The following is a 25,854-nucleotide window of genomic DNA, read 5'->3' on the forward strand; positions in this document are numbered from 1 at the left end:
GGCGGACGCCGTCGAGGAGGGGACAGGTCCGAGGTCCGGGGCCGGACAGACTGTCCTCACCGTCCCCGCACCCCCCGAGGTCCCGCACCATGCGCAAGCGCACCCCACGCCCGGCCCGTACCGCCCGGACCGCCCTGGCAGCCGCCGTCCTGTGCGCGGCGGGTCTGACGGTCGCCGCCGGGTCCGCCACCGCGCGGGCCCAGGCGCCCGGGATGGTCTGCATGTTCGACGCGCCCTCCGGTGCGGGCAACCTCGGGCACGTCGGCTGGGGCTTCCGCGGGGGCGACGGCGTCGCCTGGACCTTCGGCGCCACCGAAAACCCCGGCGGCGCCTGGACCGTCCCGCCGAGCAGCGACCCGGCCGCCACCGGCAGTTGGATCGGGCACGGCGGCTGGGACCAGATGCTGGCCGCCTTCCGCGCAGGCCGGTCCGACCACGGCCCCGGCTACTACACGCGCTACCGCTGCGACGCGACCGCGGACAGCTCTCCGGACGCCGCCACCCGCCAGGCGGCCACCGAGGCGACCAACGGCTACGTCCTGACCGACAACAACTGCCTCACCAAGTCGGTCGACATCTTCAAGGCCTACAGCACCGCCTTCGCCTCCTACTCCAATGGCGCGTGGCAGGTCCCCAACCGCTACTTCGCCGACCTTCCCTCCACCTGGACCCCCTCCGCCGGCCTGTGAAGCTCGTCGACGCGAAGCGGATACGGGGTCTGCCTGCTCCGGGTCTGGAACGCGCGGTTGAACTCGGACATCGCGGCGGCGACGGGCGCGTTCCGCGCGAGTACGGCGGCCACTCCGTCGGGGACGCGCTCGGGGCGTCTGCCGTCGGCGTAGGAGCGCACCAGCGCGGCGCGGCCCTCGCGGTCCGCCCTCCGGAACCCGAACAGCGCGGTGACCAGCCAGTTCACCAGGTAGGTGGCGGTGTAGCACCGGTCGTACGTCTGGTTCAGTTCGAAGAACTCGGCGTCCTGCGGCGACAGGTCGAACCGCCGGGAGAGGGCGAGGCCGAAGTCGCCGAAGTAGAGGCGGCGGCCGTCGGTCAGGATGTTCTCGAAGTGCGCGTCGAAGTGCAGCAGTCCGCGGCTGTTCATGAATGAGGTGCCGGCGGCCAGTTCCCGCTCGACCATGGCGCAGGCCAGGTCGATGGCTTGGTCGCCCGCCTCGACCTGGGTGCCCAGCCACTGGTGCAGGTTCTGCGGGATGTACTCCAGGAACAGCGCGATACTCGCGGAGGACGAGCCGAGGGCCTCGATCCGGCGGCGCACCGACGGGCTGCCCTCCCAGTAGGCGACGGCCCGGTCGATGTCGGCCAGCTCCTCGGGCAGGGGCGCCGAGTCCGGCAGCACCCGCCAGTGGTACATCAGGGGAAAGCCCTCGTACTCGGCCGAGAGCACCCAGTTCGTCGTCATGGAGTGGGCGGCGAGCTCTCGCCAGGCCCCGAAGCCAGGTCCGCCGAGCAGGCCGACGCCGTACTGGCAGAACAGCGGCACGTCGAACAGGTTCGCCGTGGACCGGACGTGCTCGGGCCGCCGCTCGAGATCGGTGAGCGGCACCCGCTTCACGAAGACCGGCGTGCCGGCCACCTCCAGCAGGGCCGACGTGCCGCCGAGGCCGGATCCGATCGGCGCGGCCGCGTCCAGCAGTTCACCGAGGGCGCGATCGCTGTGCAGGTCGAGGGCGGTGGAGACGGCGGCATGAGCGGCGAGCCGTGAACGGTGTGACATGTCCGGGTAGGTCACTGCGGGCTCCACGGCGGCACAGACCTCTGTTCCTCGACGGCCGTCCAGCGACGGAGTTCCTGAGCATCCCCTGACACGGCACCCTACGTGACGATCACCGCCGCCGCTCCGGTGCGCCGTCCGAGCGGGACGGCGGTGCGCCGCCGTCGCCGGGGACGACCAGGCCGTGCTCGTAGGCCAGCACCACGGCCTGGGCACGGTCGCGCAGGGAGAGCTTGGTGAAGATGCGGGTCACATGGGTCTTGACCGTGGCTTCGCTCAGGGTCAGGGCCGTGGCGAGCTCGGCGTTGGACAGCCCGCGCCCGACCAGGGTCAGGACCTCGACCTCACGCGGCGTCAGTGCGCCGAGCTCCCTCGGGGTCGAGGAGATGGAGTTCCGCGTGCGGTCCTGGGCGGTGAAGCGTTCGACCAGACGGCGGGTGATGGACGGGGCGAGCAACGCGTCGCCGGTGTCGACCAGGCGGACCGCGGCGGCGAGGTGGTCCGCCGTCACGTCCTTGAGCAGGAAGCCGCTGGCGCCGGCGGCGAGGGCGGCGTAGACGTAGCGGTCCAGGTCGAAGGTGGTGAGCATCAGCACCCGGCAGGACGGGTCCGCGGCCAGCACCTGACGGGCGGCCTCCAGGCCGTCCAGGTTGGGCATCCGGATGTCCATCAGGACCACGTCGGGCCTCAGTCGGCGTGCCAGGGCGACGGCTTCGACGCCGTCGGACGCCTCGCCGACCACGTCGATGCCGCGGCTGGTGAGGATGAGCCGGAAGCCGGTGCGGATCAGTTCCTGGTCGTCGGCGATGACCACACGCGGCGCGGCGGGGGCGGCGGAGCTCACGGGCGCTCCAGGGGGATCCGGGCGCGGACCCGGTAACCGCCGCCGAGCCTGCGCCGGGCGTCCAGGTCGCCGCCGTAGACGGCGACCCGTTCGCGCAGGCCGATCAGTCCACGGCCGGCGCCTCGCGTCGGCCGCGGAGGCGGTGCGCCGCCGGACAGCACGCTGGAACCGGTGTTGAGCACCTCCACCCTGAGCGAGTGGTCCGCGTAGCGCACGGTCACCTCCGCCTTGCCGCCGTCGCCGTGGCGCAGGGCGTTGGTCAGCGCTTCCTGGACGATGCGATAGGCGGTCACGTCGACCCCGGCCGGGAGCGGGCGTGGCTCTCCCAGGACGCGGACCTCCACCGGGAGCCCGGCGAAGGAGATCCGGTCGACGAGCGATCCGAGCCGGTCCATCCCCGGCTGTGGTTCGAGCCCCGCCGACGACGCTCCGGCCCCTGAGCCGATCTGCGAGCCGGGCCCGAAGCCGGTCGCGGCCTCGGGCTCGGCGTCGGCTTCCGAGCCGTCCTGGGCCGGGGCCAGCAGGCCCAGCAGGTGGCGCAGTTCGGTCATCGTGGTGCGTCCCGCGCCCTCCACCGCCTGCAGCGCCGTGGCCGCCTCGTCCGGCATCGTGGTCAGCACCTCGCGGGCCGCGGTCGCCGAGACGACCATCAGGCTGACGTTGTGGCTGACGATGTCGTGCAGCTCGCGGGCGATCCTGGCGCGCTCGGCCTCGACGGCGGACTGCGCGGCGATCGCGCGTTCGCGCTCCAGCAGCCAGCCCCGCTCCCCCAGGGTGGCACGGTGCGACCGCCGTTGCCTGCGCAGCGCCAGCGCCAGCCACCCCGCCACGGCGACCGTCGCCGCCAGCGCCGCCGTCAGCGCGGCGTCCTCCGTTCCCCACACCGCTCCACCCTCGCAGAGGAGACCCGCGCGGCGCATCATCCGGCGGGTCTACCCGCTACCTCCCCGGTATGACGCGACCGCGTGGCCGGGGCCGCGTGCTCCGAAGGCGTGGCGTCAGCGTGCGAACTTCGCGAGGGCCTCCGGGGTGACGGGGGTGAAGAAGTTGACGAGGTTGCCGTCGGGGTCGCGGAACAACAGCGACCGGTTGCCCCACGGCATCGTGGTGGGCTCGTTGACGAAATCGGTGACGAAGCCGGTCAGGTTCTGGTGAACGCGGTCGACGTCGTCCACGAGGAACTCGGTGATCACGCTGTGGTTGTCCGCCGGTCGGGCGGAGCCGGCGGCGAACAGCGGGACGGTGCGGGCGCCGGCGATCGCGAGGGTCGCGCCCGCGGTCCTGAGTTCGGCGAAGTCCTCGGTGATCCTGGTCGCCGCCACCCCCGTGGCCCGCTCGTAGAACTCGACGAGGCGTGCGACGTCGCCGGTGATGATGCGGATCGAGACGAACTCCATGGGAATCTCCGTAAGGTTTTAGGCGGCCCAGGAGGGCCGGGTGTGGCTGATGGGGACTTGCCTTCTGTGGCTTCCAAGGAGCGGCCGCTCGGCCCTTCGGGGCACCCTGGCTGCTTATTGAGGTCTGCGATCTTGTCGCTGTTTACGGAGTTGACGGCGGGGTGTTCCTTGGGCCTGACCAGTGGGTTCGGCGTGAGGAGGACACCGTGGAAGCCGCCAAACGGGACGAGTTATGGGTCGGCTTCGATGCCGGCAAGGGCCACCACTGGGGTGCGGCGGTCGACGCGACCGGTGCCACGCGGTGGTCGAGGAAGGTGGTCAACGACGAGGCAGAGATCCTGACCGCGATCGGAGAGATCGTCGAGCTGGCCGACCGGGTCCACTGGGCCGTGGACATCAACGGAACCGCCTCGGCGCTGTTGCTGGCCCTGCTCGCCGCCCACGGCCAGCAGGTCGTCTACGTGCCCGGACGCACCGTCAACCGCATGTCCGGCGCCTACCGGGGCGAGGCCAAGACCGACGCCCGCGACGCCTACGTGATCGCCGAGACGGTCCGCCACCGGCGCGATTTCACCACCATCGACGTCCCGGCCCAGCTGGCCGCCGACCTCGCGCTCCTGACCGCCCACCGCTCCGACCTCGTTGCCGACCGGGTCCGCATGATCAATCGGCTGCGTGACCTGCTCACCGGCATCTGCCCCGCTTTGGAGCGTGCCTTCGACTACAGCGCGAGCAAGGGCGCCCTGGTCCTGCTGACCGGCTACCAGGCCCCGGCCGTGATCCGCCGCCGCGGCCAGGCCCGACTGACCAGCTGGCTGACCACCCGGAAGGTCCGCAGTGCGGCCGTGGTGGCCGCCACCGCACTCGAGGCCGCCCAGACCCAGCAGACCGTACTTCCCGGTGAGAGCGTCGCCGCCCAGCTCGTGGCCGACCTCGCCGCCCAGATCCTGGCCCTGGACGACCGGATCAAGCGGCTGGACCAGCAGATCGGCACGACGTTCCGCACCCACCCGCAAGCCCAGATCATCGAGTCGATGCCCGGCATCGGTCCCATCCTCGGCGCCGAACTGCTGGTTGCCGCAGGTGACCTGGCCAACTACGCCGACAGCGGTCACCTTGCCTCGGCGGCCGGCCTGGTCCCGGTGCCACGTGATTCCGGGCGCCGCACCGGCAACCTGCACCGGCCCAAGCGCTACAGCCGCCGCCTGCGGCGCGTCTTCTACATGTCCGCCCAGACCAGCGTCATCAACGACGGACCCAACCGGGACTTCTACCTCAAGAAGCGCAGCGAGGGCTGCAAGCACGTCCAAGCGCTCATCGCCCTGGCCCGACGCCGCGTCGACGTCCTGTGGGCTCTCCTGCGCGACAACCGGAAATTCACCCCCGACCCGCCGCTCGCGCAGGCAGCTTGACTCAATCATTGAGGCTCCTTGGCTCTGCTGAAGGCGTGCACCACGCAGGCTAGGAGAGATAGTGGACAGAATCGGTCCGGTATTCACGTTAGGCTGCGAACATGTCCCGACCCACCGGCCGCGTCCTCACCCTCCTGGAACTGCTGCAGTCGGGCGGGACCCGGACCGTGGCCGAGCTCGCCGACCGTCTCGGCGTCGAGGGGCGCACCGTGCGGCGGTACGTGGACCAGTTGATCGACCTGGACGTGCCCGTGGAGTCGGTGCGCGGCCGCTACGGCGGGTACAAGTTGGCTCCCGGCTACCGCCTGCCTCCGCTCATGCTCAGCGACGACGAGGCGCTGGCCGTGCTGCTCGGTCTGGTGGCCGGGCGCCGGGCGGGACTGACGCCGACGGAGCGCACAGCCAACGAAACGGCCTCGGCGAAGATCCGGCGGGTGCTGCCCAAGCACATCGCCCGTCGGCTCGACGCGCTCCTGGAGGCCCTCTCCTTCACCGACCGGCCCGGCGAGGCGGACCACCCGGACGCCGGGCTCCTGCTCACCGTCGCCGATGCGGTGCGCCACCGCCGCCCGGTCTCGATCCGCTACACCGACCGCGAGGGACGGCGCAGCCAACGCACCCTGCACGCGTACGGGATCGTCGCCCATGCGGGCCGGTGGTACGTGACGGGCAAGGACGCACAGGTCGGCGAGGACCGAACCTTCCGGCTCGACCGGATCGCGGACGCGCGGGCCCTGCCCGGCTCGTTCGAATCGCCGGAGGGTCCCGATCCGGCCCAGCGCGTGCTGTCGGGTTTCGCCGCGGCCGAGTACCGGCACGAGGTGACCGTGCGGATCCACGGGACCGTGGAGCAGATCCGGGCGCACCTGCCCGCCACCGTCGCACGTGTCGAGGACGACGAGCCCGCCACCGGCCGGGACCCGGCCGCCGAGCGCTGGCTGCGCGTGGAGCTTCGGGTGCAGCGGCTCGACTGGCTGCCGGGGACGCTCGCCGCGCTCGACCGGCCGTTCGTCGTCGAGCGCCCCGACGAACTGCGCGAACTCGTCGTCGCGCTCGCCGACCGCCTCACGGCCTCCGCCCGACGAGCCTGACGGCGTGGCCGGGCGGGCGGTCAGGCGTAGAAGCGGGAGACGCTCCGGAGGACGGCCGCGGGCTTGGGGGCGCCGTCGATCTCCACGGTGCCGTCGACGGTGATCTGCAGGCCGCCGGGGACCTCCTCGACCTCGGCGAGCCGCGCGGACAGGCGGACACGGGAGCCGACGGTGACCGGGGCGGGGAAACGGACCTTGTCGAGGCCGTAGTTGATCTTCGTGGCGACGCCCTCCACCTCCAGCAGCTCGGTGAAGAACGGGATGAACAGGGACAGGGTCAGGTAGCCGTGGGCGATCGGCGCGCCGAACGGGCCTGCGGCGGCACGCTCGGGGTCGGTGTGGATCCACTGGTGGTCGTCGGTTGCGTCGGCGAAGAGGTCCACCCGGTCCTGGGTGATCTCCAGCCAGGAGCTGGTGCCGAGGTCGGCGCCGGCCAGTGCCTTGAGCTCGTCGAGGCCGTTGACGGTGAGGGCCATGGGGTGGTGCTGCCTTTCGGTCGGTCAGCTGTCGTGCTGGGCACGGAGCCGGTGCTTGATGATCTTTCCCGAGGCCGTACGGGGCAACGCTGCGGTCACCACCACGGTCCTGGGGAGCTTGTATCTGGCGAGGGAGCCGGCCAGGTCGGCGAGCAGCCGCTCGGGGTCGAGGTCCGCACCGGGTTCGGGGACGACGTGGGCACGGCCGACCTCGCCCCACTTCTCGTCGGGCACGCCGACGACGGCGCACTCCGCGACGCCGGGCAGGGCCAGCAGCGCGTTCTCGACCTCGGCCGGATAGACGTTCTCGCCGCCGGAGATGTACATGTCCTTGATCCGGTCGGCGACGGTGACGTAGCCGTCCGCGTCGACCCTGGCGGCGTCGCCGCTGCGGAACCAGCCGTCGGTGAAAGCGGCGGCGGACTCCTCGGGCAGGCCCCAGTAGCCGGGGCCGACGTTCGGGCCGCGGACCAGGATCTCCCCCACCTCGCCGACGTCCGCGGCGTGTCCGTCCGGGCGCTGGACCCGCACGTCGGTGAAGAAGTGCGGCACGCCGGCCGAGCCGGCCTTGCTGACGGCGTGTTCGGCGTCGAGGAACAGCGTGCCGGGCGCCGCCTCGGTCATCCCGTAGCCCTGGAGGAAGACCAGGCCGCGGCGCAGGTAGGCGTCGATGAGCGCGGTGGGGACCGGCGCGCCGCCGCAGGTGAGCAGCCGCAGGCTGCTGAGGTCCGCCTCGCCCCACTCGGGCCGGCGGGCCATCAGGTCGAACATGGTGGGGACGCCGAACATGAAGCTGATCCGCTCGCGGGCGATCAGCTCCAGCGTTCCCGCCGGGTCGAAGGACTCGACCAGGACGCAGCTGCCGCCCTTGAGCAGCACCGGCAGCGCGAGCATGTTCAGTCCGGCCGTGTGGAACAGCGGCGCGGAGACCAGGGCGACGTCGTCGGCGAGCAGGTCGACGTCGACGAGGACGTTGAGCGCGTTCCAGGTCAGGTTGCCGTGGGTGAGCACGGCGCCCTTGGGGCGGCCGGTGGTTCCCGAGGTGTACATGATGAGGCAGGTGTCGTCCTGCCTGACCGGTTCGTCGATCACAGTGCTCGGCGCGGCGGCCAGCAACCGCCGGCAGTCCGGACCCACTTCGACGGTGAACGGCGGCGCGGCCGGTCCGACGAGGTCGGCGCAGCCCGGGGCGTGGAGCAGCGCCCTGGCCCCGCTGTCGTGCAGTTGGTGGTCGATCTCCGGTGCGGCGAGCCGGGTGTTCAGCGGGACGAAGACGGCGCCCAGCATGCCGGTGGCGAACAGGGCCTCCAGGAACGCGGGGTGGTTGGGCCCGAGGTAGGCGACGCGGTCGCCGCACCGGACGCCGGCCGCGCGCAGCGCGTGCGCGAGGCGGGTGGCACGCTCGTTCAGCTCCGCGTAGCTGATGCGGCGTCCGTCGTGGACGAGTGCGGTGCGGTGCGGGGTCTTCCTGGCCCGGCGGGCGGGCCAGGAGCCGATTCCCTCGTTGCGCATCGGCGGATGCCCTCTCAGCTGAGCCCGAGCAGCCGGGCGGCGTTGTCCTTGAGGATCTTGGGCCGGACGGTGTCCTTGATCGGCAGCTGGTCGAAGTCGGCGAGCCAGCGGTCCGGGGTCAGTACCGGGTAGTCCGAGCCGAAGAGGACCTTGTCCTGGAGCAGCGAGTTGGCGTACCGCACCAGCTGCGGCGGGAAGTACTTCGGCGACCAGCCGGACAGGTCGATGTGCACGCCGGGCTTGTGCGTGGCGACCGCGAGCGCCTCGTCCTGCCAGGGGAACGAGGGGTGCGCGAGGATGATCTTCAGATGCGGGAAGTCGGCGGCGACGTCGTCGACGTGCATCGGGTTGGAGTACTTGAGCCGGATGCCGCCGCCTCCCGGGACGCCCGCGCCGATGCCGGTCTGCCCGGTGTGGAAGAGCGCGACGGCGCCGGTCTCCTCGATCAACTCGTAGAGCGGGTAGGCGAGCCGGTCGTCGGGGAAGAAGCCCTGGATGCTGGGGTGGAACTTGAAGCCCTTGACTCCGTACTCCTCGACCAGCCGCCGGGCCCGACGGACGCCGGCCCGGCCGCGGAAGGGGTCGACGGAGGCGAAGGGGATCAGCACGTCGGGGTGGGCGGCGGCGGCCTCGGCGACCTCCTCGTTCGGGACGGGCGCGGTGCCGGTGGCGTGCTCGGCGTCGACGGTGAAGACGACGGCGGCCATCCGGCGCTGCCGGTAGTAGGCGGCCATCTCGGGCAGGGTCGGCTTTCGGGCGCCCTCGACCTTGAAGTACCCGCTGGACGCCTCGTGCAGCTCGCCAGGGAGGGAGGCGTGGCCGTGCGCGGAGACCTCGGCGTGCGTGTGCACGTCGATGGCGGTCAGCGCGCCCAGGTCGAAGCGCGGCCGGTCGGTCGGCGACGCCTGGGCGCTCCGCTCCGCCCGCTGCGTCTGCTGCGTCTGCTGGTCCGTCACCGTGCGGCGCCTTCGGGAACGACCGGGGCCGGGATGCCGACGGTCTGCGGTTCACGGCCCACGGACGTGGCCCAGGCCGCGGCGATCGACTGCGGGGTCCAGCCGCCGTCCGCGTAGGCGACGGCGGTCTCCTGCGGGTGGGACCACAGGGCGAGCTTGTCGCCGCCGATGCCGATGCACTGGCCGGTGAGGCCCCGGGCGGCGTCGGAGGCGAGGAAGGGGACGAGGGCGGCGCAGTCCTCGACCGTGCCGAAGCCCTCGCCCTTGCGCAGGAAGTCGGGCAGCGGCCGGCCCTGCTTCATCGCCTCGACGTACGGCGCGAAGGCGGGGACGGTCTCGGTCATCGCGGTCGCGGCGACCGGCACGACGGCGTTCACGGTGATCCCGTCGCGGGCCAGTTCCATCGACCAGGTGCGCACCATGGCGGCGATGCCGGCCTTCGCGGCGGCGTAGTTGGTCTGCCCGAAGTTGCCACGCTGCCCCGCCGGGGAGCCGATCATGACGAGGCTGCCGCCCTCCCCCTGCTCGCGCATCCGGACCGCGGCGGCCCTGGCGCAGGTGAAGGTGCCGCGCAGGTGGGTGGCGACGACGGCGTCGAACTCCTCGTCGGTCATCTTCCACAGCACCCTGTCACGCAGGATGCCCGCGTTGGTGACCATCACGTCCAGCCGTCCGAACGCGGCGACGGCCCGGTCGACCAGCGCCTGCGCGGCCTCGCTCGTGCCGACGGCGACGGCTTCGGCCACGGCGCGACCACCGGCCTCGGTGAGGGACTTCGCGGCCCGCGCGGCGACCTCGGCGTCGAGGTCGTTGACCACGACGGCCGCTCCGGCGCGGGCGAGGGCGGTCGCGTAGGCGAGTCCGAGACCGCGTCCGCTGCCGGTCACGACGGCGACCTTGCCGGTGAGGTCGAGGGAGTCGGGGTGGGGTTCATGGCTCATGGCAATGGAAGGTAGAAGCAATCATTGTTCTCGTCAATGGTTGTTGCCAGCCGTGATTGTGCGGCATGATCTCGCCATGGACGACGAGCCCTGGATGCGCGGGTTGCACACGGACACCGGCTACCTGCTGTACCGACTCGGCCTGCGGTCGGGGAGCCTCTTCAACGAGGGCCTGGAACAGCACGGTCTCCGCCTCCGCCACTACGCCGTGCTGCGCTACCTCGCGACCGTCGAGGGCGCCCGCCAGCGCGAGCTCGCCGACCGGCTCGGCTACGACCCGAGCGCGATCGTCTCCCTCCTGGACGACCTCCAGCGACTCGGACTCGCCGAACGCCGGCCCGACCCGAACGACCGCCGCAATCGCATCGTCGTCCTCACGGAGGCCGGTCGCGCGCTGCTGCGCGACAGCGAACAGGACAGCGCCCGCGTGACGGACGCCCTGCTCGCTCCCCTCGCCCCCGCCGACCGGGCCACCCTCCACGCGCTGCTGCTGCGCATCGCCGAACCGGGCGGCGACTGAACCGGCTGCCGCCGCGTCAGGAGACCTGCCGGATGGACGCGCCGACCAGGACGCCGCCGCTGACCGTGTACGTGCCTTCGTAGACCTTGACCGTGCCGTCGGTCTGCGTCGCGTAGAGCACCGCCTGCACCTGCGATCCGCCGAACTGGCTCACCGTGCCGAGGCTGATGGACGCCGTGGTCGCGTAGCCGGCGACCCACTGGTCGTAGCTCGCCCCGGCGATGTTGGAGCCGCCGAGCGCCCAGGCCGCGGCGTAGTTGTGGTCGGTGATGTCCTGGTAGTACTGGGTGACCACGGCCTCGGCGTTCGTCAGGTTCGCCGGAGGCGGCGGCTGGGCCGGCGCGGGTCTCACGCTCGGGGCCGGCGCTGCGGCCGGCGGCGGCGCGGCGACCGACCTGGTGACCGTCACCGTCGGCGCGGGCGCGGCGGTCCTGGTGCGGGGCGGCGGGGTGGTCGGCGCGGCGGGCGACGAGGTGACGGTCACGGTGTGAACCTGAGGGTTCACCGACTGCGAAGCGCCCCCCGTCCCGCACGCCGCGACCGCAGCCAGCGCGGCTGCCGCCGTGACTGCCCCGATGACGGCCCTCACACCATCAACCCTAGGCGGACGGCGGGCGACCCGCACCGGCAGGCGGCCCCGACCCGGCCGGGCACCGCCTCAGGCCGGGCGGGCGCCGGGGCGGGTCACCGCTTCCGAGCCGGCGGCACAGCCGGCTTTCGCGGCGGAGAGGGGGTCCGCGCCGGAGAGGCGGGCGGCGAGGAAGGCGCCGGTGAAGGCGTCGCCCGCGCCGGTGGTGTCGACCGGCGTCGCGGGCGGCGCCGGGACCCGGCCGAGCACCTGGCCGTCCGCCGCGAGGACGACGCCGCGGGGGCCGTCCTTGACGACCACCAGGCCGCCCGAGCGTTCGGCGAGGAGCAGCGCGGCGCGATCGGCCGCCACCGCGCCGCTGAGCAGCCGTGCCTCGTCCAGGTTGGGCAGCAGCAGGGCGGACCCCGCGGCCAGGGCGAGGAAGCGCTCGCGTCCGAGGCGGGCCAGGGGGCCGGCCGAGGCCGGGTCGACGCTCACGCCGATCCCCGCCGTGCGGCAGCGGTCCAGGACGGCGACACCCAGTGCGCGTCCCGCCTCGGCGAAGAACAGATACCCGGAGAGGTGGACCCAGTCGACGCCCTCCAGCAGCCGGTCGTCCCAGTCGGCGACGCCCAGCGCGGCGCCCGCGCCCCGGTCGTTGAGCATGGTCCGCTCCCCGGTGGCGTCGACGAGGCAGACCACCACGGCCGTGGCCCGCTCCTCGTCGACGCGCAGCACCGCGGTGACGCCCGTCCGCTCCAGCTCGCGGCGGTGCCAGTCGACGGACTCGGTGCCGATCCTGGCCAGCAGCGTGGTGGGCGCACCCGCCGCGGCCGCCCAGGCGGCGACGTTGGCGGCGGCTCCCCCCGGACGGAAGGCGATCCGGGCGGCGGTGTCCGTGGCCGGGGTGAGCGGGCGGTCGTGGACCGCGACGATGTCGGTGGCCAGGTCGCCGACGACCAGCAGCCGTCCGGCGGTCATGGGCGTGCCGCACGGGTGGCGGCGAAAGCGGCGGCGATCGCGGCGGCCAGCCGCACGTTGCCGCGCACGGCGGCGAGGTTGGCCTCCAGCGAGGCGCCCGCCGTGTGTTCGACCAGATGGGCCAGCAGGAACGGGGTGACGGCCTGCCCGCGCACGCCCGCCGCCCGCGCGGCCTCCAGCGCCTCGGCGAGCACCCGGTCGTGCAGGGCAGGGTCCAGTTGCTGGCTCCTGGGAACCGGATTGGCGACCACGAGCGCCGACGCGTCCCTCCCCAGGGCGTCCTGAGCCCGCATCACCTCGGCGACCTGCTCCGGGCTCTGCACGGTCCAGTCGAGCGGGAGCCCGGAGCTGTGCAGGTAGAACCCGGGGAAGGCGTCGGTGCGGTAGCCGACCACAGGAACGCTCAGCGTCTCCAGACGCTGCAGCGTCGCGGGCACGTCGAGGATGGACTTGACGCCCGCGCAGACCACGGTGACCCGGGTCCGTGCGAGCAGCCCGAGGTCGGCGGACTCGTCCTGGTCGGCGACCCAGTCGCGGTGCACGCCGCCGAGACCGCCGGTCGCGAAGACCCGGATCCCCACCCGCGCGGCGAGGAACGCGGTACCGGAGACCGTCGTCGCACCGCTCGTCCCCAGGGCGAGCGCGGGCGCGAGATCGCGGACGCCGAGTTTGCGCAGGCCGTCCTGGAGCGCGACCCGTTCCAGCTCGCCCTTGCCCAGGCCGATCCTGGCCTTCCCGTCGAGCACGGCGATGGTGGCGGGCACCGCTCCCCCGGAACGCACCAGTTCCTCCAGCTCGCCCGCGAGCTCCAGGTTCCGCGGTCGGGGCAGACCGTGGGCGATGATCGTCGACTCGAGCGCGACCACCGGCCTCCCCCGCTCGAACGCGTCCCGTACCTCGGCGGAGAGCTGCAGCGGGGTCGTCATCATGATGGTCATCCTGGCCCGGTGCGCGGACCGCGAAACACGGCGACCGCCGACCACAAGTCAGCCGCACGGTAGCAGCCGCCCCGCGCTCACGCGCGGGCAACCGCCGACTCCGTTCCTTACGGTCCGAGGTCCGCCGCAGAAGCGGCAGTTCGGGGCGTGGGACCGGGCGCGCGCGCCGGGCCGTGCTCCCGTCGCGGAATAGTTGCCGTGTACCGACCATAGGATTTGGTGTCGCTGAGCCGGGATAATGTTCGCTGTGGAAGCGATCGGGCCCCTCGCAGGGCAGGCGGACGAGGATCTGGCCGCGCTGCTGCGCTCTGTCCTGTCCGAGACACCGGGACTGACCCAGAAGAAGATCGCTGAGACCTCGGGCATCCCCTACGCGACGCTCAACGCCTGGGTCACGGGCCGGCGCGGCGCCGGCGGCCGGATCGCCGCGGACGATCTTCGCGCGCTGGCCGACGCGCTTCCCGCCGCCTACCCGGTCGCCCGGGTGTTCGCCGCCGCGGGACGGCGCACGCCGGCCGATCTGGACGCCGAGCGCGAGGCGCGACTGCTGGAGATCTTCCACGACCTGGACACCGACCAGCAGCGGGTTCTGGTGGAAATGGCCAGGGCACTGGCCAAGTTGCCCAGGACCGTTCACGCGGAGTAGTCGTCGTACCGCAGCGTGACGGGGCGCGCGGTGCACGTGTTCGCTTCGTGAATTCCTGATTCTTCCTTCACGGGGTCCTCACAGGCCACTCTCGTCGGAGTAGCGTCTTTCCCCCAGAGTGCGGCAACAGGCATCACCGCGTACCGGCCGCGCGCTTCCTTGCCGAGGGGGCCGCCCATGTGTGTTCACATTCGCATGGCAGACGTCGCACGCCATGCCGTCGCGTGGGAGCCGGTCGAAGTCTCCATCGTCGTCAGGAGCGGTACGCCCGCCGGTATCGCCCTCGACGGGGTCGCCGCGGTGCTCCAGGACCTGGGCGCCGCGCGGACCTGGGAGGGTTACCGCTGCTTCTGCGGAGATCCGGTGGTGCTGCCCGCCGTCCTTCGCGGACGCTGAGGCCGGGGAGGAGGACGCGGACGCGGACGACGCGGCGGCGGCCGCGAGCGCGGCGTCGCGCTCGACGGCGGCCTGCAGCTGCATCAGGCACTCCTGGAACCACTCGCGTTCGTAGTCGCGGGAGCCCGGCTGGACCAGATCGACCCGCTCCGCGAAGCGGCGGGCCCGCAGCCGGGAGAGCCGCCACTCGGAGGCGGCCCAGGCGACCGTCCCGAGGCCCGCGACGCCGGTGAGCCCCAGCAGGATCAGCAGCAGGACGGTGGTCACTTCGACTTCCCCCCTTGGGCGGGAAGGCCGGCCTTCGCGGCTTTGGCGGCGGGGGCCGCGGGAGCGGCGGGGGCAGGGCTCTCGCCGGGCTCGCCGGCGGGTCCGGGGTCGGCCTCCGGCTCGGGATCGGGTTCCGCCTTCGTGTCCGCCTTCGCTTCCGACTCCGCCACCGTCTCCGTCTCTGTCTCCAGGTCCACGTCGGCCTCGGTCCCGGTCTCGGCCTTGGTCCCCCTCTCGGTCTCGGTCTCGGCCACAGGATCCGGCTCGGCCGCGGTCTCCACCTCAGCCCCAGCCTCCGCCGCGGGCTCCTGCGGCGCGGAGGCTTCGGGTGGCTCGTCGGGGACGGCGGGCGGATCGGGAACGGTCGTCGGCTCGGGGACCGCCTGGCGCAGCGCCGCCTGCACGTCGTTGACGTTCCAGACCTGGACCCTGACCCGTTCGACCACGGTCGCCAGCTCGCTGTAGACGACGCCGGCCTGGTCGCCGTCGGGGTCAGGCTCCGTGCCGTCGCGCCAGCGGCGGGTCACCTCGCCCCCGAAGACGCGCTGGTACTCGGCCATCTGGGCGTCGTCGGGGTCCGGGTGCAGATGCACCTGGAGCCATGGGGAGGACCAGTGCGGCGCCGTGAACAACTGCACGCTCTCGGGACGTGGCAGGCGCATCAGCAGGCCGGCCAGCACCTGGCAGGCGTGCAGGGCCTGCACCCGGTAGTGGTCGGGAGGCGTGCCGAGCGGGTAGGGGGCGCGGGCGAGGGGCACCACCGGGGTGCTGCGCTGGGTGGGCTGGGACATCTGACGGTCACTCCAGTCGGGCGGCGACGTCGGGCAGGGGCTCCGACGGCTCGTCAATCTACGCGTAGATGTAGATGCTCTTTGCCATTCCTGGAATCTCCCGGCGCGCGGCGACACCCGCGCGCCCCGGTCTCACCCGCTCACGCCCCGGGCTCGGCTTCCTTCCGTGCGCGAAGGGTCAGGAAGACACCGCCGCCCACCAGCGCCGCACCGACCAGGCCCACGATGATCGGGAGGGTCGTGCCGTACAGCGTGAGGGCGTTGCGGCCCTTGTTGGCGTCGTGCACGGCGGCGTTCGTGCCCGCCGCGGTCTGCCCGTAGGAGTAGTCGGCGACCGGGAACAGCGGGACCAGCGTGCTGGTGCCGGGAACAGGGACGCCCACCGTGCGGACCTGGTGCCGCTGGACGTCGATCACCACGCCGGTCTCCGGCTCGACCCAGAAGGTGTCCGTGCCCTGCAGCGTGTAGGCCAGCGGCACCGGGTCGCTCAGCTTCGGCAGCAGCGCGGCCAGCTGCGCCTTCTGCGCCGCCGTCGCGGTGCCGAAGTTCACCGCGAGCGCCAGGGTCGCCTTCGGGATGGCCGGGGGCAGCCCCGCCAGGACCTGACGATCGGTGATCCGCGAGGGCCCGTAGGCGGAGGTGTAGACGTAGGTCGAGAAGCCCGCCTTCGACGCCGTGCGCACGTACGTCACCGGGGTGGTCGAGGTGGTCTCCGGCACCCAGCCGGTGTAGTTCTTCTTCTCCGCGCCGAAGGGGAAACTGACCGTCAGACCCTGGGCGTCGACGACGACCCAGTCCTTCGGGTGGTTCGTGACGGGCTCGAGGCTCTTCCGGTCCAGGGCGTACTGCCAGGTCGTCTGCTCCACCGCCTGGCCGGCCGCGGAGGTCGTCCGCTTGTCGGCGACCAGTGCGCTGCCGCCCGAGGTGGCCTTGACGGTCACCGTGCGGTCGACGGTCATCGGGACGTTGCTGGTGAACGCGGCGGCGAGGTTGCCCCGGGCGACCGCGCGCGAGTCGAGCAGGACCTTGAAGGTGCCGGAGTAGCTGCGCTGGGCGTTGGTGTCCGAGGGCAACCGTGCGACGAGGTTCGGCGTGATGACGAAGGCGAGCACGAAGGCGCCCGCGATCAGGACGACGCCCAACACGAGGGCGACGATGCGGACCCACTTTTTGGCCAGCATGGACTGCTCCCTGCCTCGGCGCGGGAACGTGCCGTGCCCGCCGTCTTGGGCCAGGATCGGTCCGCGCCGGGCATCCCGCCACCGGAGCCCGGCGCGCGGGAGCGGGATGACCGGCAGCAGGCCCTACGGCGCGAACGGGCTCCGTCCGTCGGCGACGGCGCGAAGCGCGGCCTCGGTCGCCGCCTGCGCGATCCGGAACATGCCGGGCCCGAAGCTGATCCGGGCCACACCCAGCCCGGCCAGCTCACCGACCGTGGGAACGCCGGGCCTGGCGAGGATGTTGACCGGCGCGTCCAGCCCCTCCACCAGGGCTTCGATGGTCGGGGCGTCGGCGACCAGGATCGGGTAGAGCGAGTCGGCGCCCGCCTCCCGGTAGAGACGGCCCCGGCGCAGTGCCTCGGCCAGCCGCTCGGCGTCCGAGCCGCCGTCGTGGAGGTAGACGTCCACCCTGGCGTTGAGCACCAGGTCGTACCCGGCGGCGTCGGCCGCGGCCCTGATCCCCGCGAGGTACTCCGCCTGCCGCTCGGCGGGGCGGAGCCCGCCGCTGTGCGCGTCGGTGTCCTCGATGTTCGCCCCGACCGCGCCGGTGGCGGCCAGCCGCTCGACGAACTCGGCCGGTTCGAGACCGTACCCGCCCTCCAGATCGGCCGTCACCGGCACGGAGACGGCCCGGCGGATCCTGGCCACCGCGGCGAACATCTCCTCCGGCGGGGTCTGCTCGTGGTCGTCGTACCCGAGGGTGGGCGCGATCGCGGCACTCGCGGTGGCGACGGCGGGAAACCCCGCCCCTTCCACCAGCCGCGCGGACGCGACGTCCCAGGCGTTCGCGAGCACCAGCGGCTTACCGGGCACGTGCAGCGCACGCAGGATGGCGGCGGCGTCGTTCGATGTGGTCATGGATCCGACTCTAGGATGACCCCGGCCCAGTGGGGAGAGCCGCTTTTCCGCCATCGGAGTGGTCCACTTGCCGGGACACCCGTGCAGCCGGTCACCCCCGCTGTCCGGGTCGAGGTCGGGGACGCGACGGAACCCTCGGGGGGTTCCGTCGCACGTCGGCGAGGTGCGCTGCGGTCAGTGGGCGCGCACCGAGATCGGCGTCAGCGGCCCGGCAGGGGCCGGGTTGGGCTCCTTCACGTCGAAGCCGCACTGCCCGGAGGCCGAGCCCGAGACCCTGTTCGGCCGGCCGTTGGCCGCGTCGCCGTACTGGACGGCGGGGGTGTTCGCGAAGCAGGAGATGTTTCCCCTGACGGTGTTGGAGGTGGCTTCCTCGGCATCGGGGTCGGCGAAGGTGTTGCCGTCGTTCACGAGGTTCCCGTGCACGGTGTTGCGCAGCGCTCCCATCCAGCAGCTCTTGAGCGAGGTGATGGAGAGGTTCCCCCGGACGGTGTTGTCCTCGTAGTCGCTGAAGACCGGGGACCCGAGCAGCGAGAAGATCCCGGTGGTCGGCACGTCGCAGCTGAGACCGCCACCGCCGCCGTCCTGGGTGACGTTCCCGTCGACTCGACTCGCGTGCATGATGACCGCGAGGGCGTCCCGGCCGGTCACGTTGCCCCGGACGTGGTTCTTGCCCGTGAGCGTCCCGCCGGTCCCGGCGTTCGGGTCGTCCGAACAGGGGGACGCGTTCGGCTCGCACCCCATCCCGAGGACCGCGCCCTTCAGCACAGTCACGTTCCCGTTCACCGTCAGGCTGGAGGCGCCCTTGCCGCTGACGTCGTTGCGGGCGAAGGTGGCGTTGAGCGCGGCGCCGGGCGCGAGGGTGAGGTTGCCCCGAACCAGCGCCGGTCCACCGTTCACCACGCAGAAGCCGGTGACCACGACGTTTCCCTGATAGGTGCCGGCCAGCACACCCGGGCTCGTGAGCGTGCCCGTGCAGCCGGCGCCGCCGGCCCTCACGGCCCCGCTCGCACTCGCGGCACTCGCACAGGTGACCGCGCCTGCCACGGCCAATGACGTCACCGCAGCAATCGTGAGCCTCTTGATCACAGTCCACACCTTCCGTAGCCGAGACCCCCGCTCACCCAGTATGTGATGATTTGTCAGTATTTTCGTTGAGCGATGCGGGTGATGTCGGGTCGGCAGGGTCCCGGCCGTCCGGAGGCCGGGGACCTGGCGCACGACGGCGAACAGGTCCTCCGGCCTCCGGCGGGTCCGGACGAGGCTCAGGCCTGGCTGAAGGAGCCCAGGTAGGCGCCCGCGGCTTCCGGGGTGAAGAACCAGTTGGGGAAGTCCGACGGGTTGTCGAAGCCGTTCGCGAAGCGGTCCGCCACCGGCTGGATCTCGCCGGCCGCGCCGATCAGCTGGAGGACGTGCTCCGGCGGCGGGGCCAGCATCGCGTTGGTCCAGGCCGTGACGTCACTGGCCGTGCCGGTCCAGAAGGCGTCGAACGCCGACTCCATGAAGGCGCGGTCGAAGGGGCCGTCCACGTGGGCGCGGATCGAGGCCAGGTAGCTCGCCGCGCACTTGGACGCGGTGTTGGAGCCCTGGCCGGTGATCGGGTCGTTGGCCACGACCACGTCCGCGACACCGAGCACCACGCCGCCGCCCGGCAGCTCGCCCACGGGCCGGCGCACGGTCGGGGCGTAGCGGCCGGCCAGTGTGGCCCGCTCGTCGGTGAGTTCGACGCCGCCGCGGGTGCGATCGTACTCCCACGGGGTGTAGGCACGCATCAGGTCGAGCGTGCGACGCAGCTGCTCCTCCGGCTCCAGCGCGGGCTCGAAGACGTCGAGCGGACCGCCGGGGATGCCCTCCCAGAAGAGGATGTCGCACGGTCCCGACAGGGTCAGCGCCGGGATCACGAACAGCTCGCCGACGCCCGGCACCAGGTTGCACCGCACGGCGGGGTAGTCGTGCTCGGGACGCGGCGCGAGCCCGTGCACGTAGGAGACGGCCAGGGCGCGCTGCGGGGCCGTGTACGGCGAACGCTCGGCGTCGCGCGCGAACATCGAGACCAGCTCGCCCTTGCCCGCCGCGACGACGGTGAGGTCGTAGCCGCGCACCAGGACGTCGAGGTCGGAGACGGTGACGCCGTTGACGACCACCTTGCCGCCGCGCTCGGCGAAGAGCTCCAGCCAGCCGGGCATCTTCAGGCGCTGGTCGACCGACTGCGCGGCGCCGTCCAGACGGCCGACCCAGTCGATCACCCGGGCCGCCTCGGGGCCGCTCACCGAGACGCCCAGGCCCTGGATCCTGGGGGCCTCCGCGTCCCACAGGTTCAGGCCGAGGTCACGCTCGTGCTGCAGCGCGGTGTCGAACATGCACTGGGTGGACAGCACGCGGCCGCCACGGACCTCGTCCGGGGTCCGGTCCGTCATCACCGTGACGTCGTGGCCGTCGCTCTGCAGGCCGAGGGCCAGCTGCAGACCGGCCTGGCCGGCGCCAACGATGAGTATCCTGGCCAACTTGCGCTCCTGTGGGTCGTGGTGCGGGATTCCTGCGGGTGTATATCAGACCGTCAGAACGCCTCGGTGGCGAGGGTGTGCTGGACCAGGGCGGCGAGCGTGAGCGCCGAGGAGGGCCGCGACCTGGCGTCGCACCGCAGCAGCGGGACGGCAGGGTCCAGGCTCAGCGCGTCCCTGATGTCGTCGTCCTCGTGGTCGGGGGCGCCGTCGAACTGGTTCACCGCGACGATGAAGGGCAGCCCGCTGCTCTCGAAGTAGTCGACGGCGGGGAAGGCGTCCGCCAGCTGCCGGGTGTCGACGAGCACGACGGCGCCGACCGCGCCGCGGGCCAGGTCGTCCCACATGAACCAGAAGCGGCGCTGGCCGGGCGCCCCGAAGAGGTAGAGCACCAGGTCGTCGGCGAGGTGCAGGCGGCCGAAGTCCATGGCCACGGTGGTGGTGGTCTTGCCGCTGCCGAAGGCGAGCGGGTCGGTGTCGCTGCCCGCGTCCGTCATCACGGCCTCGGTGCGCAGCGGGGTGATCTCCGAGACCGAGCCGACCATGGTGGTCTTGCCGACGCCGAAGCCGCCCGCGATCACGATCTTCGCGGAGGTGACGGGCAGTTCCGTCAGCGGGATGCCGGGAGTGAGCTCGCCCGTGGTTCTGACGTCAGGCGAGATCACGCAGGCCTCCGAGGATTCGCTCCAGCACGACGCGGTTGGGGCGCGCGGGCACGCCGATCGGCGAGCCGCCGGCGCGGACCGAGACGGACGCGCCGTGCACCCGGATCCGGCCGGCGTCGATCAGGTCGCTGACCCAGACCCTGACGACCCCGAGGGGCAGCTTGAGCAGGGCCGACACCTCGGCGATGGACCGCATCTGACCCTGGCACAGGGCGCAGATCCGCTCCAGCTCGGGCAGCACCGGCGAGAGCGGGCTGCCGAGGCCCGGCCGCACGTCGACCGCGGAGATCAGCGTCTCGACGAGCAGGACCTGGCCGAACCTGGTCCGGCCGCCGGTGAGGGCGTACGGGCGCACCCGCAGCGATCGCGTCGCAGGGATCACCGGGTCGCCTCCTGTCGGACGTGCGGGGTCAGGACGTGACCGGCCTGTTCGACCAGCCGGGCCATCTGGAAGGCCGCCACGCTGAGGTCGCAGTCGGCGCTGGTGTAGGCGGCCAGGCAGGCGGTCGCGTCCACGGACATGAGCACCAGCGTGCCCTCGTCCAGGGTGACCACCGTCCGCTTGAGCCCGCCGAGTTCGAGCAGCGCGGTGAGGCCGCCGGCCAGGCCGTTGATGCCGGCCACGAGGGTGGCCAGCTCCTCGACGGGGCAGTGCTCGTCGACGGCGACCAGGGGCAGGCCGTCCGTCGAGACGAGTGCGAGCGCGCGCAGCCCGGGTGTGCCCATCAGCACGTCGCCGAGCAGCCAGCGGAGCCGCTGCTGCGGGTTCGCCTCGGTCATGCCTTGCCCTCCTCGCCGCGCGGGGGGCGGCCGCGCGCAGTCCGTTCTGGAAGCCGCCGAGGCGGCGGCGCAGTTCGTCGGCGGCGGAGGCGGCTCCGCCGTTGCTGTCGGTGGAACCGTTCGGAGCGGCCTGCTCGGCCTCGTGGGTCGCGGCGCCGGGGTCGCCCCCGGCCGGGTGGGCCGGGCGGGCCAACTGGCCGCTCTCGCCGGGTACGCGCTTGGGCAGCCCGGTCGTGGCCGAACGGGCTCCCGTCAGCCCCGCCGCCGAGCGCGCGCCGGGGACGGCGGTCAGCATCGGGCCGGTGCGCGGCCGTTCCGCCCTCGGCCCGACGTGGGCGCGGGCCGCGGGCCTGCGGACCTGGTCGGGCTGGGGTTCGGCCGGCGCCGCGGAGAGGACGGAGGCGGGCAGCGCGACGAGCGCGGTGACACCGTCGGCGTTGGGGCTCTGCCGCAGCTGGACGCGCAGGCCGTGACGGTGCGCCAGCAGGCTGACCACCCGCAGGCCGAGGGAGCGTCCGCTGCCCGCGCCGACGCCGTCCTGCGCCTCGGCGGCGTGTCCGGCCGCGAGGTGCGCGTTGGCCTCCCGCAGTACCTGGTCGGTCATGCCGATGCCGCGGTCCGCCACCGAGACCATCAGTTCGCCGCTGTCCAGGTGCCAGGCCGTCACCGTGACCGCCTCGGTGGGCGGCGAGAACGCGGTGCCGTTGTCCAGCAGTTCGGCGAAGAGGTGGCTGAGGTCGTCGGCGAGCTCGGGGCGCACCCACAGCGGGGGCAGCGCGGTCAGGTGCACCCGCTCGTAGCGCTCGATCTCGGAGAGGGCGGCGCGCAGCACGTCCAGCAGCGGCGCGGGCTCGACGGGACGCGCCTGGCGGTGGTGGTCACCGCCGGCCAGCAGCAGCATGTTCTCGCTGTTGCGTCGCATCCGGGTGGCCAGGTGGTCGAGCTGGTAGAGCTCGTCGAGCCGGAGCGAGTCCTGCTCGACCGCCTCCATGCCCTCCAGGCCGCCGAGTTGGCGTTCGACCAGGACGAGGGACCGCAGCGCGAGGTTGGCCAGCACCTCCGCACCCTGGGTGCGGCTGTGGCGCAGTGCGTCGGCCAGCTCGTCGCGCTCCTTGACCAGCCGCACGTTGTGGTCCTGCGTCTGCCAGTGGGCCCGTTCGAGCTCGGCGAGGGCTCTCCGCAGCTCATCGTGGCCGGCCTGAAGCGTCGTCCGCTGTCGCGCGAGGGCTCTTCGGCCACGGAGCACCAGGACGAGCAGTGCCAGAGCAACCGTCAGAGCCACAGCCGCCAGGGCGTTGGATGTGGACACGAAACCCCACAGTTCGCGCAGCAGCAGGCGCATTGGAATCTTCTGTCACATCCATCACATCATATGGATGATTCGGGATTCCACCCCCAGTTGACGACTCGTCGTCAGATCGCAGGCGGAGCAGGGGTTGCTGACGGGTCGCCGAACGGCCGCCGACCCGGTCGCCTCACTGGTCGGAGTAGCTCAGGTCGCCGACGGTCCAGCTGCTGATCTGGTCGATCGTGATGCGGTACATGCCGCCGGTGTGCGGCAGGCCGTAGCTGCCCTGCAGGATGCGGGCCAGGTGCAGGTGCAGGTGGGTGGGCGACTCCCGGCGGTCGGCCGGCTCCGGGCCGGTCGGGTCGTCGGGGGGCAGGAAGAGGGCGGCGAAGGGGCCGAGGTGCTCGGAGGTCTCCAGGACCTCCGCGACCCGCTTCCGCCAGACCGACTCGGCGGCCAGCCGGCCGGTGATCACCGCTCCGGGAACGACCACCGTGAGGGGCATCTGGTTGCTGCCTTCGGTCTCCACCAGGGCAGCGATCGCGACGAGGAGCTCATCGGGGTGAGACATGGGGACAGGCTATCGCCGCCACCGATCACCAGCCGAGCGGCGGGACCGAAGAACCTCGGTGCGGGCGGGCTCCCCGAGGTCGCAGACACCGCCCCCGGTCGTCCGCGGACGCGGCGCGCCGACCCGCGATGATCGTCCTGCCCGCCGCTTCGGGGGCCGACGTGCTAGCGTTGATCTCAGTTGCAGTTGTGGTTCCCAAGAAGACTTCAGCGCTCCTGCCGGGAGATTTCCCGGCGAGCGCGCTTTATGTGTGACCGGTGTCATTCCGGACGGGTTAATCATCGCGGCGACACGGCGACCGCACAGTGCGGACGCCGGGCACTGCCCCGAAGGAGATATGACATGGCTACCGGTACCGTGAAGTGGTTCAACGCGGAAAAGGGCTTCGGCTTCATCGAGCAGGACGGCGGCGGCCCCGACGTCTTCGCCCACTACTCGAACATCAACGCTCAGGGCTTCCGCGAGCTCCTCGAGGGCCAGAAGGTCAGCTTCGACGTCACGCAGGGCCAGAAGGGCCCGCAGGCCGAGAACATCGTTCCCGCCTGACGCCGAGCGTCCGACGTCGCTGGGGCCCGCACCTTGGGTGCGGGCCCCGGCTCGTTTGTTTTCTCGCACCTCTCGCACCACCTGTTCTTCCCTGGGGCCGGACCGAGTCCGACGCAGGAGTGATGTCGCCCTCCGACCGAGTGCGATCCCCGTCCCGCCCCCACTGAAATCAACGCGCCCGGCTCGTTCCTGCCTGCCCTGGGCTCGTGTTTCCGGACGCCTGTGCGGTTCCACCGCCGGAAAGCGTCCCGACGTGCCCGAAAAGGAAGGTTCGCGATGAACCGCACGCCCAACAGGAATGAGCGCTCGTTCAGGTCCCGCCCCCGCACCGGGGTCGGCGCCGGAGCGGGCAAGGCCGCCGGAGCCGGTCGCCCCGGCGCACGCCGCAGCGGCCCCGCCCGGACCGCCCCGGCCAAGCCGGCCGAGTTCACCGTGCCGGAGCCGGTCAACCCCGGCCTGCCGCCCGTCTCCGAGTTCGCCGAGCTCGAGCTGCCCGCCGCGCTGCTGCAGGCGCTGGCCGCCGAGGGCGTCACCACCCCCTTCCCGATCCAGGCCGCGACCCTGCCGAACTCGCTCGCGGGCCGCGACGTGCTCGGCCGCGGCCGTACCGGCTCCGGCAAGACACTCGCCTTCGGCCTGGCCCTGCTGGCGAGGACCGCCGGCCGGCGCGCCGAGCCGAAGCAGCCGCTCGGCCTGGTCCTGGTCCCGACCCGGGAACTGGCCCAGCAGGTCACCGACGCGCTGACCCCCTACGCGAAGCCGCTGCGGCTGCGCCTGGCCACCGTCGTCGGCGGCCTGTCGATCGGCCGCCAGGCCGCCGCGCTGCGCGGCGGCGCGGAGATCGTCATCGCGACGCCGGGCCGGCTGAAGGACCTCATCCAGCGCGGCGACTGCCGCCTGGACCGGGTCGGCATCACCGTCCTGGACGAGGCCGACCAGATGGCGGACATGGGCTTCATGCCGCAGATCACCCAGCTGCTGGACCAGGTCCGCCCCGGCGGTCAGCGGATGCTGTTCTCCGCCACGCTCGACCGCAACGTCGACCTGCTGGTCCGCAGCTACCTGGAGGACCCGATCGTGCACTCGGTCGACCCTTCGGCCGGCGCGGTGACCACCATGGAGCACCACGTCCTGCACGTGCACGGCCCCGACAAGTTCGTCACCGCGACCGAGATCGCCGCCCGCGACGGCCAGGTGATCATGTTCCTTGACACCAAGCGGGCCGTGGACAGGTTCACCAAGGACCTCCTGGCCAGCGGCGTCCGCGCCGGCGCGCTGCACGGCGGCAAGTCCCAGCCGCAGCGCACCCGGACCCTGGAGCAGTTCAAGTCCGGGCACGTCACCACGCTGGTGGCCACCAACGTGGCGGCCCGCGGCATCCACGTGGACGACCTCGACCTGGTCGTGAACGTCGACCCGCCGACCGACCACAAGGACTACCTGCACCGCGGCGGCCGCACCGCCCGCGCGGGCGCGTCCGGCATAGTCGTGACCCTGGTCCTGCCGGAGCAGCGGCGCGACATGGTGCAGCTGATGCGCCACGCCGGCATCACGCCGCAGACCACCCAGGTCCGCTCCGGCGAGGCCGAGCTGACCCGGATCACGGGCGCGCAGCGCCCCTCGGGCATCCCGGTGACCATCACCGCGCCGGCCGCGGAGCCGGCGCAGCGCGCGGCGGGCTCGGGCTCCGGCCGTCCGCGCCGCAAGCCGTCCAGTGTGGCCCGGGGCCAGCAGAGCCAGGCCCAGCAGGGCCAGCGCCAGGGCGGCGGCTTCGGCCGCGGGCAGGGCGGCGGCCGTGGTGCGGGGCAGGGTTCCGGCCGCAGCGCCGGCCAGGGCGGCCGGGCCGGCGGTGCGGGTCGCCGCTTCGGCACGCGCGGTCAGGCCTGACCGGCCGGGGCGCAGTAGCAGACGCCTGACAACGGAGGGAGGCCCCGCGAGCGGGGCCTCCCTCTTCGGCGTCCTG

At 72.6% G+C, this 25,854-nt stretch carries 29 protein-coding genes and 1 pseudogene; 8 read left to right on the top strand and 22 right to left on the bottom strand.

What is annotated here, in order from left to right; translation table 11 throughout:
- Positions 1-89: 89 nt before the first annotated feature.
- Positions 90-689, top strand: coding sequence for a hypothetical protein (locus tag BS83_RS09635; protein ID WP_051942881.1), 600 nt, complete (start codon positions 90-92; stop codon positions 687-689).
- Here the strand turns inward: BS83_RS09635 and BS83_RS09640 are convergent.
- The 4 genes from BS83_RS09640 to BS83_RS09655 all read right to left on the bottom strand — a co-directional run bounded on the left by BS83_RS09640 (position 641) and on the right by BS83_RS09655 (position 3,970).
- A complete protein-coding gene (locus BS83_RS09640) occupies positions 641-1,747 on the bottom strand; it encodes a protein kinase family protein (RefSeq protein ID WP_408640984.1) in 1,107 nt (368 codons plus the stop codon). The genes BS83_RS09635 and BS83_RS09640 overlap by 49 nt on opposite strands.
- Positions 1,748-1,841: 94 nt before the next feature.
- Positions 1,842-2,573, bottom strand: coding sequence for a response regulator (locus BS83_RS09645; RefSeq protein ID WP_037603416.1), 732 nt, complete (start codon positions 2,571-2,573; stop codon positions 1,842-1,844).
- Positions 2,570-3,457, bottom strand: a complete 888-nt coding sequence (locus BS83_RS09650; protein WP_232248200.1) for a sensor histidine kinase — start codon at positions 3,455-3,457, stop codon at positions 2,570-2,572. The genes BS83_RS09645 and BS83_RS09650 overlap by 4 nt, the downstream gene beginning before the upstream one ends.
- Positions 3,458-3,571: 114 nt before the next feature.
- Positions 3,572-3,970, bottom strand: coding sequence for a VOC family protein (locus BS83_RS09655; RefSeq protein WP_037603417.1), 399 nt, complete (start codon positions 3,968-3,970; stop codon positions 3,572-3,574).
- A gap of 206 nt (positions 3,971-4,176) precedes the next feature.
- Here BS83_RS09655 and BS83_RS09660 point away from each other — a divergent pair, with 206 nt between their 5' ends.
- A complete protein-coding gene (locus tag BS83_RS09660; RefSeq protein WP_037603418.1) occupies positions 4,177-5,382 on the top strand; it encodes an IS110 family RNA-guided transposase in 1,206 nt (401 codons plus the stop codon).
- A 101-nt stretch (positions 5,383-5,483) separates the two neighbouring features.
- Positions 5,484-6,473, top strand: coding sequence for a helix-turn-helix transcriptional regulator (locus tag BS83_RS09665; RefSeq protein WP_037603419.1), 990 nt, complete (start codon positions 5,484-5,486; stop codon positions 6,471-6,473).
- 20 nt (positions 6,474-6,493) lie between these two features.
- Here the strand turns inward: BS83_RS09665 and BS83_RS09670 are convergent, their stop codons facing one another.
- The 4 genes from BS83_RS09670 to BS83_RS09685 all read right to left on the bottom strand — a co-directional run bounded on the left by BS83_RS09670 (position 6,494) and on the right by BS83_RS09685 (position 10,358).
- On the bottom strand, positions 6,494-6,949 hold the full coding sequence (locus BS83_RS09670; RefSeq protein WP_037603420.1) for a MaoC family dehydratase: 456 nt from the start codon (positions 6,947-6,949) through the stop codon (positions 6,494-6,496).
- Between the two features lie 24 nt (positions 6,950-6,973).
- A complete protein-coding gene (locus tag BS83_RS09675) occupies positions 6,974-8,461 on the bottom strand; it encodes an acyl-CoA synthetase (protein WP_037603421.1) in 1,488 nt (495 codons plus the stop codon).
- Positions 8,462-8,475: 14 nt separating this feature from the next.
- Positions 8,476-9,336: an amidohydrolase family protein gene (locus BS83_RS09680; RefSeq protein WP_037608570.1), complete on the bottom strand. Its 861-nt coding sequence runs from the start codon at positions 9,334-9,336 to the stop codon at positions 8,476-8,478.
- A 77-nt stretch (positions 9,337-9,413) separates the two neighbouring features.
- On the bottom strand, positions 9,414-10,358 hold the full coding sequence (locus BS83_RS09685; RefSeq protein WP_037603422.1) for an SDR family NAD(P)-dependent oxidoreductase: 945 nt from the start codon (positions 10,356-10,358) through the stop codon (positions 9,414-9,416).
- A 76-nt stretch (positions 10,359-10,434) separates the two neighbouring features.
- Here BS83_RS09685 and BS83_RS09690 point away from each other — a divergent pair, with 76 nt between their 5' ends.
- Entirely contained in the window at positions 10,435-10,878 is a 444-nt protein-coding gene (locus tag BS83_RS09690; RefSeq protein ID WP_037603423.1) for a MarR family winged helix-turn-helix transcriptional regulator, read from the top strand.
- A 16-nt stretch (positions 10,879-10,894) separates the two neighbouring features.
- Here BS83_RS09690 and BS83_RS09695 read toward each other — a convergent pair whose 3' ends face one another.
- Entirely contained in the window at positions 10,895-11,173 is a 279-nt protein-coding gene (locus tag BS83_RS09695; RefSeq protein ID WP_051942882.1) for a hypothetical protein, read from the bottom strand.
- Between BS83_RS09695 and BS83_RS41620 the strand changes: the two genes are divergently transcribed.
- Positions 11,166-11,369: a hypothetical protein gene (locus BS83_RS41620; RefSeq protein WP_051942883.1), complete on the top strand. Its 204-nt coding sequence runs from the start codon at positions 11,166-11,168 to the stop codon at positions 11,367-11,369. The two genes, BS83_RS09695 and BS83_RS41620, sit on opposite strands and share 8 nt — an antisense overlap.
- A 167-nt stretch (positions 11,370-11,536) precedes the next feature.
- On the opposite strand, the gene BS83_RS09700 is transcribed toward BS83_RS41620, so the two are convergent.
- Positions 11,537-12,427, bottom strand: coding sequence for a carbohydrate kinase family protein (locus tag BS83_RS09700; protein WP_037603424.1), 891 nt, complete (start codon positions 12,425-12,427; stop codon positions 11,537-11,539).
- The gene (locus BS83_RS09705; protein WP_037603425.1) at positions 12,424-13,356 is read right to left on the bottom strand and encodes a pseudouridine-5'-phosphate glycosidase; all 933 of its coding nucleotides are present in this window, start codon (positions 13,354-13,356) and stop codon (positions 12,424-12,426) included. The genes BS83_RS09700 and BS83_RS09705 overlap by 4 nt, the downstream gene beginning before the upstream one ends.
- A gap of 256 nt (positions 13,357-13,612) precedes the next feature.
- Between BS83_RS09705 and BS83_RS09710 the strand changes: the two genes are divergently transcribed.
- Entirely contained in the window at positions 13,613-14,011 is a 399-nt protein-coding gene (locus tag BS83_RS09710; RefSeq protein ID WP_037608572.1) for a helix-turn-helix domain-containing protein, read from the top strand.
- A 78-nt stretch (positions 14,012-14,089) separates the two neighbouring features.
- Here BS83_RS09710 and BS83_RS09715 read toward each other — a convergent pair whose 3' ends face one another.
- The 11 genes and pseudogenes from BS83_RS09715 to BS83_RS09765 all read right to left on the bottom strand — a co-directional run bounded on the left by BS83_RS09715 (position 14,090) and on the right by BS83_RS09765 (position 23,345).
- The gene (locus BS83_RS09715; protein WP_037603426.1) at positions 14,090-14,674 is read right to left on the bottom strand and encodes a hypothetical protein; all 585 of its coding nucleotides are present in this window, start codon (positions 14,672-14,674) and stop codon (positions 14,090-14,092) included.
- Positions 14,671-15,465, bottom strand: a complete 795-nt coding sequence (locus tag BS83_RS09720; RefSeq protein ID WP_037603427.1) for a hypothetical protein — start codon at positions 15,463-15,465, stop codon at positions 14,671-14,673. Before BS83_RS09720 ends, BS83_RS09715 begins: the two co-directional genes overlap by 4 nt.
- A gap of 140 nt (positions 15,466-15,605) precedes the next feature.
- Positions 15,606-16,646 carry a porin PorA family protein gene (locus tag BS83_RS09725; protein ID WP_037603428.1) on the bottom strand — a complete coding sequence of 347 codons (1,041 nt, stop codon included), beginning with the start codon at positions 16,644-16,646 and terminating at the stop codon, positions 15,606-15,608.
- A 123-nt stretch (positions 16,647-16,769) separates the two neighbouring features.
- A complete protein-coding gene (locus BS83_RS09730; RefSeq protein ID WP_037603429.1) occupies positions 16,770-17,543 on the bottom strand; it encodes an isocitrate lyase/PEP mutase family protein in 774 nt (257 codons plus the stop codon).
- Positions 17,544-17,717: 174 nt separating this feature from the next.
- Positions 17,718-18,602 (bottom strand): hypothetical protein, encoded by an 885-nt coding sequence (locus tag BS83_RS09735; RefSeq protein ID WP_157597103.1) that lies wholly within the window; start codon positions 18,600-18,602, stop codon positions 17,718-17,720.
- Positions 18,603-18,805: 203 nt separating this feature from the next.
- Complete coding sequence (locus BS83_RS09740) at positions 18,806-20,044, bottom strand: styrene monooxygenase/indole monooxygenase family protein (RefSeq protein WP_037603431.1); 1,239 nt, start codon at positions 20,042-20,044, stop codon at positions 18,806-18,808.
- A gap of 53 nt (positions 20,045-20,097) precedes the next feature.
- Positions 20,098-20,661, bottom strand: coding sequence for a GTP-binding protein (locus BS83_RS09745; protein WP_037608573.1), 564 nt, complete (start codon positions 20,659-20,661; stop codon positions 20,098-20,100).
- 31 nt (positions 20,662-20,692) lie between these two features.
- Complete coding sequence (locus BS83_RS48850; RefSeq protein WP_037603432.1) at positions 20,693-21,088, bottom strand: DUF742 domain-containing protein; 396 nt, start codon at positions 21,086-21,088, stop codon at positions 20,693-20,695.
- Positions 21,085-21,486 (bottom strand): roadblock/LC7 domain-containing protein, encoded by a 402-nt coding sequence (locus BS83_RS48855; protein ID WP_037603433.1) that lies wholly within the window; start codon positions 21,484-21,486, stop codon positions 21,085-21,087. Before BS83_RS48855 ends, BS83_RS48850 begins: the two co-directional genes overlap by 4 nt.
- Before the next feature lie 415 nt (positions 21,487-21,901).
- Positions 21,902-22,828: pseudogene (locus BS83_RS48860) on the bottom strand (sensor histidine kinase); the annotation flags it as partial.
- 133 nt (positions 22,829-22,961) lie between these two features.
- Positions 22,962-23,345 carry a hypothetical protein gene (locus tag BS83_RS09765; protein WP_037603435.1) on the bottom strand — a complete coding sequence of 128 codons (384 nt, stop codon included), beginning with the start codon at positions 23,343-23,345 and terminating at the stop codon, positions 22,962-22,964.
- Between the two features lie 342 nt (positions 23,346-23,687).
- Here BS83_RS09765 and BS83_RS09770 point away from each other — a divergent pair, with 342 nt between their 5' ends.
- A complete protein-coding gene (locus tag BS83_RS09770; RefSeq protein WP_037603436.1) occupies positions 23,688-23,891 on the top strand; it encodes a cold-shock protein in 204 nt (67 codons plus the stop codon).
- Between the two features lie 276 nt (positions 23,892-24,167).
- Positions 24,168-25,778, top strand: a complete 1,611-nt coding sequence (locus tag BS83_RS09775) for a DEAD/DEAH box helicase (protein ID WP_084713288.1) — start codon at positions 24,168-24,170, stop codon at positions 25,776-25,778.
- Positions 25,779-25,854 lie beyond the last annotated feature (76 nt).

This window comes from Streptacidiphilus rugosus AM-16 (genome assembly GCF_000744655.1).
Classification (GTDB): domain Bacteria; phylum Actinomycetota; class Actinomycetes; order Streptomycetales; family Streptomycetaceae; genus Streptacidiphilus; species Streptacidiphilus rugosus.